Source organism: Mucilaginibacter aurantiaciroseus (assembly GCF_024055595.1).
In the GTDB taxonomy this organism is placed as follows: domain Bacteria; phylum Bacteroidota; class Bacteroidia; order Sphingobacteriales; family Sphingobacteriaceae; genus Mucilaginibacter; species Mucilaginibacter aurantiaciroseus.
Genome location: NZ_JAMXOF010000001.1, coordinates 106,791 through 120,807 on the forward strand (window position 1 = coordinate 106,791; position 14,017 = coordinate 120,807).

The 14,017-nt window shown below is 39.3% G+C and carries 12 protein-coding genes, 1 pseudogene and 1 riboswitch; of the genes and pseudogenes, 5 read left to right on the plus strand and 8 right to left on the minus strand.

Features of this window, described 5'->3' with window-relative positions:
• Window positions 1-179 precede the first annotated feature (179 nt).
• Complete coding sequence (locus NAF17_RS00470) at window positions 180-368, minus strand: hypothetical protein (RefSeq protein WP_252756009.1); 189 nt, start codon at window positions 366-368, stop codon at window positions 180-182.
• A gap of 372 nt (window positions 369-740) precedes the next feature.
• A riboswitch (SAM riboswitch) is annotated at window positions 741-857 on the plus strand.
• Window positions 858-956: 99 nt separating this feature from the next.
• Here NAF17_RS00470 and NAF17_RS00475 point away from each other — a divergent pair.
• The gene (locus NAF17_RS00475) at window positions 957-2,093 is read left to right on the plus strand and encodes a cysteine desulfurase family protein (protein WP_252756010.1); all 1,137 of its coding nucleotides are present in this window, start codon (window positions 957-959) and stop codon (window positions 2,091-2,093) included.
• 122 nt (window positions 2,094-2,215) lie between these two features.
• Window positions 2,216-2,362 (plus strand): annotated as a pseudogene (locus NAF17_RS18220) (DUF488 family protein); the annotation flags it as partial.
• 432 nt (window positions 2,363-2,794) lie between these two features.
• On the opposite strand, the gene NAF17_RS00480 reads toward NAF17_RS18220, so the two are convergent.
• The 4 genes from NAF17_RS00480 to NAF17_RS00495 all read right to left on the minus strand — a co-directional run bounded on the left by NAF17_RS00480 (window position 2,795) and on the right by NAF17_RS00495 (window position 9,021).
• The gene (locus NAF17_RS00480) at window positions 2,795-3,433 is read right to left on the minus strand and encodes a PepSY-associated TM helix domain-containing protein (protein WP_252756011.1); all 639 of its coding nucleotides are present in this window, start codon (window positions 3,431-3,433) and stop codon (window positions 2,795-2,797) included.
• On the minus strand, window positions 3,423-4,943 hold the full coding sequence (locus NAF17_RS00485) for a DUF2271 domain-containing protein (RefSeq protein ID WP_252756012.1): 1,521 nt from the start codon (window positions 4,941-4,943) through the stop codon (window positions 3,423-3,425). Before NAF17_RS00485 ends, NAF17_RS00480 begins: the two co-directional genes overlap by 11 nt.
• Before the next feature lie 127 nt (window positions 4,944-5,070).
• Complete coding sequence (locus NAF17_RS00490) at window positions 5,071-6,078, minus strand: YncE family protein (protein WP_252756013.1); 1,008 nt, start codon at window positions 6,076-6,078, stop codon at window positions 5,071-5,073.
• A gap of 456 nt (window positions 6,079-6,534) precedes the next feature.
• Window positions 6,535-9,021: a TonB-dependent receptor gene (locus tag NAF17_RS00495; RefSeq protein ID WP_252756014.1), complete on the minus strand. Its 2,487-nt coding sequence runs from the start codon at window positions 9,019-9,021 to the stop codon at window positions 6,535-6,537.
• 374 nt (window positions 9,022-9,395) lie between these two features.
• Between NAF17_RS00495 and NAF17_RS00500 the strand changes: the two genes are divergently transcribed.
• From NAF17_RS00500 to NAF17_RS18225, 3 genes are read left to right on the plus strand one after another with little or no spacing between them, the layout of a single operon-like run.
• On the plus strand, window positions 9,396-10,289 hold the full coding sequence (locus NAF17_RS00500; RefSeq protein WP_252756015.1) for a sensor histidine kinase: 894 nt from the start codon (window positions 9,396-9,398) through the stop codon (window positions 10,287-10,289).
• The gene (locus NAF17_RS00505) at window positions 10,286-11,014 is read left to right on the plus strand and encodes a LytR/AlgR family response regulator transcription factor (RefSeq protein WP_252756016.1); all 729 of its coding nucleotides are present in this window, start codon (window positions 10,286-10,288) and stop codon (window positions 11,012-11,014) included. Before NAF17_RS00500 ends, NAF17_RS00505 begins: the two co-directional genes overlap by 4 nt.
• Window positions 11,015-11,026: 12 nt before the next feature.
• Complete coding sequence (locus tag NAF17_RS18225; protein WP_370340860.1) at window positions 11,027-11,161, plus strand: twin-arginine translocation signal domain-containing protein; 135 nt, start codon at window positions 11,027-11,029, stop codon at window positions 11,159-11,161.
• A 567-nt stretch (window positions 11,162-11,728) separates the two neighbouring features.
• Here the strand turns inward: NAF17_RS18225 and NAF17_RS00510 are convergent.
• From NAF17_RS00510 to NAF17_RS00520, 3 genes are all read right to left on the minus strand, one after another.
• Complete coding sequence (locus tag NAF17_RS00510; protein WP_252756017.1) at window positions 11,729-12,271, minus strand: cupin domain-containing protein; 543 nt, start codon at window positions 12,269-12,271, stop codon at window positions 11,729-11,731.
• Between the two features lie 196 nt (window positions 12,272-12,467).
• Window positions 12,468-12,650: a hypothetical protein gene (locus NAF17_RS00515; protein WP_252756018.1), complete on the minus strand. Its 183-nt coding sequence runs from the start codon at window positions 12,648-12,650 to the stop codon at window positions 12,468-12,470.
• Between the two features lie 241 nt (window positions 12,651-12,891).
• Window positions 12,892-13,716: a helix-turn-helix domain-containing protein gene (locus tag NAF17_RS00520; RefSeq protein ID WP_252756019.1), complete on the minus strand. Its 825-nt coding sequence runs from the start codon at window positions 13,714-13,716 to the stop codon at window positions 12,892-12,894.
• Window positions 13,717-14,017 lie beyond the last annotated feature (301 nt).

A 14,017-nucleotide genomic window follows, 5' to 3' on the forward strand; every position in this document is an offset into this window, starting at 1 on the left:
AGATAGTTGTGTGTGAATTAAGTTTTGTTTAATTAACTAAACAGCTAGGCGGCTTGCAGTTTTTAATTTTTTAAGGTCGTTCATCAAAATGTTCATTAACTCTTTATCGAAACGGTTAACTAATTTGCTGGTAGATGGTTTTTGGTAAGTTTTCATAATTCAATATTTTAAAGTTTTTTTTAGTTTTTAGTTTGTTCTTCGTTGTTCTCTTTGTCCTGGTTTTCGCTAAGGTTATCATGTCTGCGTTTAGCTTCTTTGTATTGCCTTGCTATTTGCTCTTCGTCCCGCTCGTCAGATGTATTTTCAGGAGCTTTAGGGTTTTCCCACTCTTTCTCTTCGTCCGGGTTTTCATTTGTTTCGTCGATCATAATTTATCTCCGTTCTACATATACTATTCCAAACTAATGCCAAACTTTTCATCACAATGAAAAAAAATGACATCAGGTACGATATATTTTTACATTAAAACCAAAAATGTGCAGAAACGCAAGTTTTAGACCGAATATTAAAACAGTATATAGCAAAAGGTGTATGCAAAAGCAGTACACGCTGTTGTAAAGAATAGTCAACACGTCTTTTAATGGCCAAATAAGTGTCCGTTTTTAAATTTTGGGTTGTTAGGAAGGGTTTCCGATAATGGGTAATTAAGCTCCGAATTAAAATACTTTAAATTAATCTATAAAAACCATGGGCATTATAGAATATATTATATATTTGTATCATTAATTCGTTCTTTTAATAACTTATCCAGAAAGACAGAGGGAAAGGCCCTACGACGTCTTAGCAACCTGTACCGCTTTAACAAGTGTGTAAAAGGTGCTAATTCCTGCTCCGCACAATTGGGAGAGAGATAAGATGACCACACATTAAAAGTTAATAGCTTTATCCTTTGTGTCCTCTTTTTTTTGAGATAAGTTACTAAAGCAACGCCGGTAACATTTTTAAAAACAGACCCGATGAGAATTTATTTGGATAACGCAGCCACTACCCAATTGGATAACGAAGTATTTAAAGCCATCACGCCGTATTTATTAGAGTATTACGGGAACCCGTCGTCGCACCACGAGCATGGCCGCGAGGTGAAGCAAGCTATTGAAGGTGCGCGTGCTACTATAGCCGACCTTTTGAATGCATCGCCAAACGAAATTGTGTTCACCAGCGGCGGCACCGAGGCTGATAATACCGCCATCCTGTCGAGCGTACGCTGCCATCAAATAAAACATGTTATTACCACCCCGTTTGAGCACCATGCCGTGCTGCATACTTTAGAAGTATTGAAAAATAACGGCGAAGTAAAATTAAGCTTCATCAATACCGATAGCCACGGTAACCTGGATATTAACCACCTGGATGCTTTGTTAAGAAGCAGTAGCCGCTCGCTGGTATCGGTAATGCATGCCAATAACGAAATTGGTAATCTTAACAACATCGATCTGATTGGCCAGGTCTGTAAAAGCAGGGGAGCACTTTTTCACTCAGACACGGTACAGACCATGGGGCACTACAGGCACGATCTATCGAAACTATACACGCATTTTATAGCGGCATCGGCACATAAATTTCACGGGCCTAAAGGGGTAGGGTTTATTTACTGCCGTGATGGTGTGCAGTTATCACAATTATTACACGGCGGTTCACAAGAACGCAAGCTACGTGCCGGTACTGAAAATATCTACGGTATAATAGGCCTGGCAAAAGCTTTAGAAGTTGCTTACCGAGATATTGACGAGCACCAGGTTTATATCCAAAAATTAAAAAACAGGATGATAGCTAAACTGCAGGAACAAATAGGAGATGTATATTTCAACGGCAATTCGGCTATTGCAGATAAAAGCCTTTACACGGTACTAAGTGCAAGCCTGCCTGATAACCACGTAGCCGGCGATCTTTTGACTTACTTTGATCAGAATAATATTTCGGTATCGGGAGGCAGCGCATGTTCGACGGGTACGGCATCACATGTGCTAAAAGCCATAGGTGCAAATCTGTCAAGAAACACCGTCAGGTTCTCTTTCAGTAAATTTAATACTGCCGAAGAAATTGATTACACGGTAGAAAAGCTATCGGCATTATATAAAGCCATAGCAGCATAATAGCTAATCCCGATTTTACCGGAGCGTATTTTCGCTGTTTACCGTGGCGGCAGGTAGCGAATAGGCTCGTATAACCAAATAAAAACAAATTCTAAAATACAGGATGGAGGCATGCTGCTTTTCGAGGTTATACCGATTATATGGAAACGGATGCTTTTGCAGAAGCAATAAAAGAACTTGAAGAGATGGCATTAAAACAACGTACTGCGTACATGTATTCAGAAGCTGTATGGTGGCGCTGTCATCGTTCTATGGTTTTCGATTATTGAAAAATTTGCGGATAGAAAACAATGCACATTATGGGTATTGGGAAAGATGAAGAACATCCTTACACCTCTCCTGCAAGAATTGTAAACGGAAAATTAAATTATGAAAATGAATCGAAAGAAAATAAGGATTGACCGGAAATTTTGTTATTGCCGTTTACTGCAATTTAATTTCTATAAATAAAAGATGTACAGAATATCAATTAAAGACCTAGAGCCTGACGCTTACAAAGCCATGCTTGGCTTGGAGCAATATATCAGGAACTCCCCAATTCCCTCAACTAAATTGATTGGCAAGGTGAATTTAGGCAAGTTATCGGATAAAGGTTTTTTGAGTTATAACGAACAGGGTTGTCGATCAAGCATATGAAGCTAAGAATATTTCATTTAAATAATTTGTCCAATTAAAGGCATGCCAAAGTGTTTTTGGCGGAACTAGCCTACATAGAACACATAAACAAGCCAGCAAATTGCCATTCCAATACCTAATAGTATTAATCCGCTTACTCTCTTTTTTTTAATAAAAAAAAGCATTACAAGTCCGCTTAAGGAAACTAGTGTTAAAAATATTGCAGAAATATCAATTAGCCATCCCCACGGCTTACCGCTATCGCGTCCCTTGTGTAAATCATTCAGAACCGCGACTATGCCCAGTTTTACCTCTCTTAGATAAAAGTTTCCATCTTTGCGGCTGATGAATGCGTCTGCGCTGTAGCCTGGCCCCTTGAATGAGACCGTACATTGGTCATCCTGTATCAGGAAATCGCTCACAAATCCTTTAATATTGTAATTCTTGCGCAGAAATTCGACAATTTCAAGTTTCCTGATCTTGGCTGTATCTTTCATCATTACCCATGCAGGTGAAAGTTTTCCTTTGTATTTCTGTTCGACTTGTTTACCGTCAAACCAGTCTGCATGGTTAAGGGTAAGACCAGTCACTGAAAAAAATAGAACTACAAGAAAGCTTAGCATGGAGAGATAAATATGCAACCAACGTGAAAAAACGGCTGTACGCCGCTTTAATTCCTTGCTATTTCCGTTTGTTTGTTTGTTTGTTACGTTGTTAGTTTCCATCTGATTTTTTACGGTAGTCAAGTGATGCTGATGCAACTTCCGGGTTCCCTTGAATATTTATATGCTGCATCTTTTTTACATCGATCTCCTGGGTCATGAGTTGGTGGCTACCGTGTTCCCGCGCAGCTTCTATGTAAATAGTATATGCGCCCTGCTTTACGTAATTGCCCTTGTCGTCTTTCCCGTCCCATTTTAACGTGTATTTTCCGACGGACCTTGTTGCGCTCGTGGTTGAACTGACACTATTGTTCCCCGAAGCGAATGTATCATAATAAGCTGCATACCATGCTGACATTTCGTCCAGCCACCGGGGTTTATTGTACCACAACGCAATCTGCTTAACGGGCTTCTTGTTAGCATCAACTACCCAAACAGCGACAAATGGCCTATGCACTCGCATGCCTTCTAAAGTTGCAAGTTCAAGATTAATAGCCAACTCATAACCGGGATCCCATAATTTATCGCTTTTGGCTGTAGTCGCCAAATCCGCCTTTTGATTAACATCACCTATCTCATACTTTTTCCAGCCGTCACTTTCTATCCGTTTTCCGTCAGCAGTGATCAGCATAAACTCGGCATCCGGTACAGTGGAAACCAATCTTTTACCTTCTTCAGGCGACAGCACATTCAACGCGGTTGCCAGTGCGCCAGCGTCTACAGAGTTATTAGTAATAACCGTTGCGCTGATCACGCTGCCGGCCGGTTTACCGGTACGGGGGTCAACAATATGGGAATACCATTTCCCGCCGATCAATTCGCCTCTCCGGTAATTGCCGCTGGTCGCAATCGTCTTGTTTTGGAGCTGAAGTCTTGACATTGGAGGGTCATTTTCGGCGTCCGCCTTTGGATCACTCACATCAACCTCTTCGGTATGTTTACCGCGTATAACAATATCGCCACCAATGTTTAGTACAATCCCGTAAACACCGGAAATTGCCAGTGCTGCATTTGTGGCCTTGTTCATGATATAGCTTTTGGTAAAGGAGTTGAGCATTAGCGGAGCATCGCTAGTGCGAAAGGCTGTCTGATTTTTAGCGTTGAGGATATAATGTCGTTCTTGAACTAATGAAAGTGCAGTTGAAATTTCGGTAGCAGAAGGAATTCTGTTGTGTTTTGCAGCATTCCGCCAAACGCTGTTAATCGTTTCTGCCGACGCGTCAAGTGCACCGCCGCTTTTGATACGCCAGTCTTCAAATAAATAAAGAACGTCAAAGAGCTCCCGGGATATTTTCAGCGGGGCCTTTGGGGCGTTCATCCAGCGTCTGAATTCGCTGTTAAGATCATAACCGCTTAAAACCTTATTCAACCGTTCAATTTCATCCAAAGCAGTAATTTCCCCTTTTGCGGCTTGCCCATCGTCCGCCGCGGCAATTTTAATCTCCAGGGAGGTTCCAAGAACATTTTCATAGTCGTTAACAAAAAGGTGTTCATTTTTGTCCGACTGCAAATCAGCGCTTGAAAAACCATAAAAGCTGGCACACAATACTATCGCTAAAAATTTTTTTTCCATTTTTTTTATACTTAAACGCTACTACTTTCGCTATAGCCTGCGGGATTATTTTGTTAACCCTTTTAATAGATTGGGTTTTTTAAAATGAATGAGTCCTGAATGCATACAATGGAAACCGTTTGGGAACTTATTTGTTGATAACTAACACTTCAAAAGTTCCAGGTATTACAGAAGGTCTGAATTCCCCCTTTTTCTTTGGTGCAAGAGCGCCCGTTGTCGAATATATTTTATGCGTAACCTGATCTACAGTTAAAGTCCTTGCACCTTTTTTAGTTTTTAAAGTTTGGGCAACAGCAAATTTGATTGGCGATATTTCTTTTATAACGGTCAATGTTCCCTCACCATTAGAAGAATATATGAGTTTCGACTTTTTATCAAAACCGATTGCATCCGATTCATCCCCAATTGGTAAGGTTGCAATGGTCTTTCCGTTCCGGGCGTTTATAACAATCAATTTTTTTTCGTCGCAGCCTGCAAAAAGAAGCATGTTTTTTCGGTCAATAGCCAAACCCGAGGCAGCTTTTGCTGGCCTATTAGGCCACCTATGAATTACCTTGTAAGTGCTTGCATTTATAACATCAACTTCTGCCTTTTCTGAATTATTAACATATATTTTTCCCTTACCGTCACTTACCGCCGTTTCAGGCCAGCCAGTTAGTTGAATATTTGCCACAGCTTTGTCAGTTCGAGGATCTATCACCGTCAAATTTTTACTTTTCCCATTACAACAAATGACCTTTTTTGAAAAATCATCGTAGAAAATACCGTCAGAAAAGTCACCGGCGGGCACATGCCCCAATACTTTAAGTGTTTTTAGATCAAAGACCAAAACACTTTTTGCAGATCCGTTGGATATATAGCCTTTCCCAAATTTATGAACCAGGGCTATACCATGGACATCTTTTTTGGAAGAAATTATGGCAATCGAATCGCCTGTAAATTTATCGATGACATTTATTTTGTTCCCATGGGATATGTAAAGCCTATTGGATGCACTATCGACAGTAAGGTAATCGTAATCTCCGCCGCTTTTGATATGAAAAATATCGGAAATTTTGAACACGGGTTTTTGTTGAGCAAAGGCTCCAGTCGAAATGAAAAGGGTAAATAATGCTATTAATTTGAATGTTTTCATAATAAAAAATTGTTTATAAATTCTTAGATTAAATTTGATGATATAAGGGGGTACTGGTTATGCTAAGGTATCTTAATTAAAAATCAGTTTGTTTTAAAGTCGACCTAAATTATAATATAATAGACGTGTGGCTGGTTTTTAACGATGTAAGACTAATAATTTGATTGATAAGCCACTAAGGAGCCGCCAGTAAAATGTTATACCTTTTTTTGTATAGCAATCATCGCCAGGTACCTACAATCCTATTAAATTAATCCTTGAAATGATCCGATACGAGAAACATGGACTTACCAATGAAAACTGAGTTTTTACATGTATTTCAAACAATAGTTATGACACGTATCCTTTTTAGGATCAAGTTATTACAGAGTATTAACTTGACAAGAATATTCAAGCCTGTTAAACAACTATACAAATTAAGATTTTATCATAGAAATTCAGACGAAATCCCCGTTGTTAATTATTACCTCCATTGTTGTCCTGCTTCAGGTCATCATTATTGATGGTCTTCTTTGGCTTTTTAGGCTTGTTGGTCAAACCACCAAATTTGTAACTAAACTTAATTTCGAAACTGCGGTTGTAATTTACGTTAACTGCGTTTTGGCTGATGTTACCAGAATTAACAACCGTAGGTATATGAAAGCCATTAGTCAGGAAATTATCTGCACCGATGCCAATACTCCCCTTTTTACCGTTAAAGTACCGGTTAATACTCAGGGCGTAAACGCCGAAACCACCTTGATAGCCTTGTAACTGGACCTGATTGGAGCGGCGAAAAGCGAATGCCTGCAACGAATATTTATCGGACAGGTCATAACTACCAAACAAACGGTAATTGGCGACCCAGCCGCTGTTTGAAGCATGGAAAACTGGATTAGGATCCTGGTTGTTGAGGCTTATGTGGTAAAAGTCAATACCACCATTAATGCTTAATTTGTTGATTGGTGATATATTAACAGATAAACTCATACCATAGGCATTTTGTCTGCCCAAATTTTGATAGCTTGTTCTGACGGTATCGCCGCTGCTTGTCCTGATGGTTTGTATTGCGTCATTAGTATTGCGCATAAATGCAGATACATTGAAACTATTGTTCTTGATGTGCGTACTGTAAGCCAACTCAAAGTTGTTGGTGAATTCCGGTTGAAGTGACGGGTTGCCCACCGTAATATTCAAAGGGTTTGACGACTGGATATTTGGATTTAAGAACTCCAGTGATGGCCGCTGTATACGGCGATTGTAACCCAGCTTAATCATATCACCGCCATCAAACTTCCTGGCAATATTAAAGCTGGGTACCAAAACGCTATAATTGGGTATACTAACTGCCGAACCTGTTTGAAAATTTGCATTGATGCTGGTGTATTCATAACGCGCGCCTGCCTTTACTGTATAGTTTTTTGGAAGCGCGAGTGTATATGACATATAACCTGCTGTTACGTTTTGTTGATAATTGAAGGCATTAGACAGCCTAACTGAAGAAAGCGGCAGGTAATTAAGCGTCGCGTCATCAGCTGAAAAAGAAGAATAGTCGCTATTTACCTTGCGTAAAATATTCTTGACGCCAAACTCAAGCAACTGATTTTTAAAAGTTGGCGTTTGGTAATCCGCTTCAAGCGTAAACTCTTTGTTTAAACTGTTATTAATGTTTTTTAATCCATTGGTAATCACGTTGCTTTGATCAAGAAATATGCTTTCAAAATTATTGTCCCTGTTATTTTGACTGTATCCGGCAAGCAAACTGAATTCACGTTCAGGAATTTTACCGCTCAATGTATAGGTCAGCGTAGCATCAAACTGGTTTGAACTGTTTGTGATATTGTTGTTTTGCAGCGTAGAGCTGGTGAGCATATTGTTAATGTAGCTTTGTGTAAAAAGATTGTTCTGATTGATAGGACGGTTGTTTGCACCAACCACAATGCCCAGGCTTAAAGAGCTTTGTTTGTTGATGTCATAATCAACGCCAAAATTATATCGACCGAAAAGGCCTTTATTTTTCGTAGTTGCAGACTGTGTAGTTAACCTAACATCGCTTGTAGTAAAACTGGTAATCGTTTGGCTGTTGTTAAATTCGCCCGGCGTATTGTAAATGCTCCGGCCAAATCCGCCCAGTGAAAAATTAAATTTTCCCACTTTGTATCCGCCGTTCAGGCCAAGATCGGATCCGCGTGTACCTACGCCTGTATTAATATTGAGCGACAAGCCTTGGAGCGTATTTTGTTTTAGCACGATATTTAAAATACCTCCGGAGCCCTCTGCATCGTATTTAGCAGACGGGGATGTGATCACCTCTACACTTTTAATCAGGTCTGCCGGGATTTGCTTTAAGGCATCAGAAATGCTTGCCGACATCATGGCGGATGGTTTGCCGTTAATCAAGACTTTTATGTTAGAGCTGCCCCTGACACTTACATTACCATCCATATCAACTGATACCATTGGCACGCGTTTCATCACATCTGTGGCATCGCCACCGCGGGCTGTCAGATCATTTTCGGCATTATAAACAGTGCGGTCAATCTTTTCTTCGATCAATGCTTTTTGCGCCGTGACTTGTACTTCCTTTAGCGCAGTTGCACTGGGCCTGAGCAGTATCTTACCTAATTTTAAAGTACCGCCCTCAGTAATCTGTAAATTTGAAACCGTTTTATCTGCATAGCCAATAAAAGTAATTTTTAACTTATAGGTACCGGCTGCTAAATTGTCAACCGTAAATTTGCCACCGGCGTCAGCCATGGAACCGGATACTATCTTTCCTGTACCTTGTTCGAAAACCGCTATGGTAGCGTAATCGACAGGTTTCCCGCTTACAGAATCGATGATGGTGCCGGTAATTGCCACGTCAATGTTATTTGGTATCTTGGTTGACAATAAAATGTCTTTTGAATTAGCCGTTAATGCTAAAAACGACACCAGTAATAAAAGTAGATATATTTTTTTCATGTTTTGTTTATCTGCCAGCAAATGAAAGGAAACTTGCGGCTTAAAAAAACTGCGATAGACCATACTGGCAAATTAATCGACATGCCCGGCAAATGCTGGTAAAAAGTGGTTCTGCTGCATCGGAAAAACAGAATATCGTTGAAAATAGCAAGATGGTCGATTATTAGTTCAAAATAGGCGATCTTTCGGTTGTCTTCCGGTTACTATCTTTATCATTGTGTTATAGTAATGTCTTCATGAACGTTTTCAAACGAAATAATATATTCCTCCTGCTTCATATTTTCTGTTGGCTAATCCTAGGATTTGGGTTTCTGTATACTCGTCCGGCGGATTGGGGCGACCAGATACCTAAGGTTTTCCTGATTAAGCAAAGTGTGCTACTTGTAATTTTGATCGTAACTTTTTATTTGAATTATTATGTGCTGATTCCTCGCTTGCTTATTCAGCGGTCGGTATTGATATACGTAGTAATTACTATTGTGCTTATTGTTGTATTTACCCTACTGAAGAGCCTCATCAACGAAGTTTTTGATTTAAACGAAATGCCTTTTCGGCAGGGTCGTGGCGGGCATTGGAATACTTTTGTGCCGGGCATGATACTTCTTACAACCGGGCTATCCATCACTATTAGTTTTATCAGAAAGTGGCAGGCAGAGGTTAATTTGCGCCAGCAACTTGAACAGGAAAAAGTAAGTTCAGAGCTAACGTTGCTCAAGGCGCAAATTAACCCGCACTTCTTTTTTAATACATTGAATACCATCTATTCTTACACATTGTCTGACGGCGAAATTGCGAGAACCGCTATAACAAATCTTTCCAAGATGATGCGCTATGTTTTATATGACGCCGCAGGAAAACATACGCCGTTAACCAAAGAATTTAATTTTATCAGGGAATATGTTGAACTGATGAAGCTTCGCACCGGTAGAAAAACAACGGTACATTTGGTAGTGCCGGAAGAGGCAGGGGATATGATGATCGCGCCAATGGTGTTTTTGCCTTTTGTAGAGAATGCTTTTAAACATGGTGTAAGCGGAATCCAGGAAGGTTATATCTCCATATATATTTTACAAAACAACGGGAACGTTGAATTAACTGTAAGAAACACGGTTTATAAAAGTCGTCGTGCAAACGAAGATGAAAGTAATGGCATCGGTATTAGAAACACAACCCGCAGGCTGGAACTGTTATATCCGGATAAATATACGCTTAGCATGGGTATGGTGAGTGAGAATGAATACGAAGCCAAATTAAAGTTACTGATATGATATTAAACTGTATAGCGGTAGATGATGAACCGCCCGCACTTGATCTGATACGCCGGTTTATAGGCCAAACGCCTTTTTTGAAGCTTACTGAAAGTTTTGATAATGCTATCGAGGCATTAAGTTTTATTGGTAAAAACCCGGTTGACCTCATCTTTCTGGACATTCAAATGCCTGATCTAAGCGGCATCGAACTTGCCCGTATACTAAGCAATAGAAATATGCAGGATGCCCCTGCTATCATATTTACTACCGCATTTGACCAATTTGCAGTAGAGGGCTACAAGCTTAATGTGATTGACTACCTGCTGAAACCATTCGGTTATGAAGACTTTGTCCGTGCGGCAACTAAGGCAATGAAATTCGCGGAAATAACAACTAAGCCAGAAGAGGCATCGTCAAGCATAGACGATTATATCTATCTCAAAGTGGAATTTCAAATAGTAAAAATAGCATGCGACAATATTAGCCATATTGAAGGGCTGAAGGACTATGCAAAAATTTATCTAATAGATTCGGAGAAGCCGGTTCTTTCTTTAATTACGTTAAAAGCCATCGAAGATAAATTACAAAAAGAAAAATTTATGCGAATACATAGATCAACTATAATATCGCTTGACAAAGTAACTTCTGTAACCAAAAATTCGGTGAGTATAGGAACAGGTACATATAACGTATCTGAACAATATAAAGATGACTTTGCACGCTTTTACATTACCTGGAAATAAATTTCAACTTCAATTCAAACGGATTTACAACAAGATTGGTCAAGAAGAAAATTCTTACGTACGGTTACAGTCATCGGTGGAGCGGCTATGATCACCCCGCTTGCTTCATGGATTATTGACGAGAACTGCCGGAAGAGATTCAATTAAAGTGCATTGCCGTTTTTTTAGCAACATTGGCAGCAAAATGCGGTAGCTACCGCCTACTACTGATAATATTTCTCCGCCTTCAGGCTCTACAGTTATTAACATCGGTTTTGAGTTTTCAATAAAATTTTGGTGCGTTTTTTAAATTTACAGTGTTTATTTTAGATTCTTTATTTACAATATTTCTTTGTCAATTCATTTAGGAATCCTTTTTTGATGGCCCTTTTAGCCAAATAATTAAGTACTTCAAAAGTCTCCGAAAAAACGTGGTACCAACAGTCTTAAGAATGTGACAAAAGCGGCCGGAGTATACCCTGAACCTATTTGTGCACTGTTTGGTATAAGCCGTGAGGCTTACTATTTGGCTCATCATAAGGCTGCAAGAACAAGCATAGCACATATGGTTGTGTTATAAGTTACAGGTTTATTTTTTTGTTGGTTAAAATGCTAAGTTATGGATGATGCAGAGTTAGGAGAATTGTATTTTAAAAGGAATTGCTTTTTTTTAAAAAATAATGTTGCAAACTTATCGGCAAATACCAGCCACCACCAGGATAGCTGGTATTTTAATCATTGCATGCTGCTATACTTTGCCATATGCGCCGGCATTTGTTCATAAAAAACTTCGTGGTTATAGCGGGCATCCAATGCTTTAAAGCGTGCAATACTTTCTGGGGCAAATGGGTTGGCCCCTTCATTGTGCAGGTCTGTACCCAGTTGCGATAGCTCTTCCAGATAATGTGCAAAATCCTGTGTGCCGGGGTACATATCAATAAAGGCAGCGGGCTCATCATGGGCATTCCAAAATGTATGTACAATACCTCTCGGTCTGAAATGATAACCGCCGGTTGCTATTTCTACTACCTTGTTACCTTCCAGCACACTCACCGTACCTTCTATCACCCTCATTATTTCATCCAGTTGATAATGCACATGCGGCGGAGGTCCCATCTGGCGTGGGGCCAGATGCGTTTCAACGCAAGAAAATTGTCCGTATGTTTGTGCATGGGCTATTTTTACACCCACTTTCATACCCAGCACATTCAGGTATGGATTGTTGTAAGCATTTTCTCCCGCCGGTGTGTACGCTGTTTTAAATTGTTGTGTGTTCATTTTTTGTTTTTAAAGTTTTAAAAGAATTTTGAAAAGTAGTTTTTGGTGAAGAAACTTGTAACATATAAAGCAATTCTGTACCCTATTATTCAATAATCATTGAAATAATGGAAGTCAATTAAACGGTATTTTGTATGTGATGATTTTTTTGGAAATACCACCAATGGTAACAACTTCAAGAACTTATTGAGTTGGTTTATTCAGAATTTTTTTCTTTGCTTTTATTCATTTTTTCCATACGGCCTCCAGCCAAGTTCAGCAACAAAAACCCATCCGGCAAAACCACCCATTGTTGGTCCGCATTTAGTATAACATCGCCAGGATTGTCTTCTATCAATCCATTTGGCTCTGTACTGGTTTTTACTTTTATTCTCGCCATAGCATCCAACATAAAAAATGCTTATTAATCTTTATTATTTACTCAATAAAAAGTTGGGTACTATAACCAATTTCTCACGGCAACAATCTTTACCTCCAGCATATAACAATACCGCAATTGCTCATCTCACAAAATTCTTTGCTAAGTGCAGAACATTGCGCTATGCAGACTTTACAAATGTATCTTACTAAAAACGCTTAGTCTTGTACAAATGCGACAGCAAAATTAATGTTGCAATAACCTAATGTTTTAATAAGTAGTTAATGAAATCCATATCCAAGGTTACGAGGTTATTGGGTGATACTTTTAAGTATTCTTTGAAATAGCGTATCATGTGCGGCTGGTCAAAAAAGCCATTGTTATATGTTAATGAAGCCCAGGTAGTGCCGGGGTTAGCCTGCAGAAAATTCATAGCACATTTAAAGCGGTATACCTGTGCATACACCTTCGGGCTTATGCCTATTTTAGTTTTAAAATGCCTTTCCAGCGAACGCCGGTTTACACCAAGTGCCGTTTCGATGCTCTTTACATTAATATTGCCCTGTGATGAATGAATAAGTTGAAGCGCTTTTTTTACATCACTGCAATCATCATCCACTAACTTTTGCGATAGAAAAAAATCGTTTAAGATATCAGTTTGTTCTTCCCTGTCATCAGCATTCTTTAATTTCTCTATCAGCATTCCGGCTTTTTCTCTGCCTAAAAAATCAATCAAGTCCTCAGACTTGTTAGCAAGGCTTGCCATGTTGCATCCGAAAAGCTGATACATACCCAATGGCTGAAAGAACACTACCAAAAAAGTAATATGCCCCACACCATACCCTATGATGGGAGAAGTTGTTTGCCCAATCACATAATTTGGCTGATGTGCTATAGGCTTACCCTCAAAATCTTTTCCCACCACAGAAGTATTTCTATCTTCCTTAACCCGAATTAAAAATCCTGTTAACCCGTTGGGTGGAGAAAGCAGCTGTGAAGTAATGCCTGCCGGAATTTCCATGGTTCCATAAGAAAAAAGGTATTCGGAAAGACGGGCATCTGTCGGGAAGAATGTATATTGTATCATTGCTGTTGTAAATAAAATTAGTCTAATTAGCTTATTTTACTAAGGCATTTCTGATTGATACGAACTTACTTATAACGGGCTGTTCAACAAGGTACTTTTAAAAAAGATGAATGATTGATGAATATTATTGTCTTTTATCAACACTGCAAAAAATTGGCGCAATTAAAAATGTCTTCTGTCTTGTTCTGAAATAGCTTGTCATTTACCAAATTACGCAAATGGGTAGCGGAAATATTTATTCACTCCAAAATGTAACCAACGGTTGGTAATCCCTTTTGCAATATTGCTGCATTACCAAAAT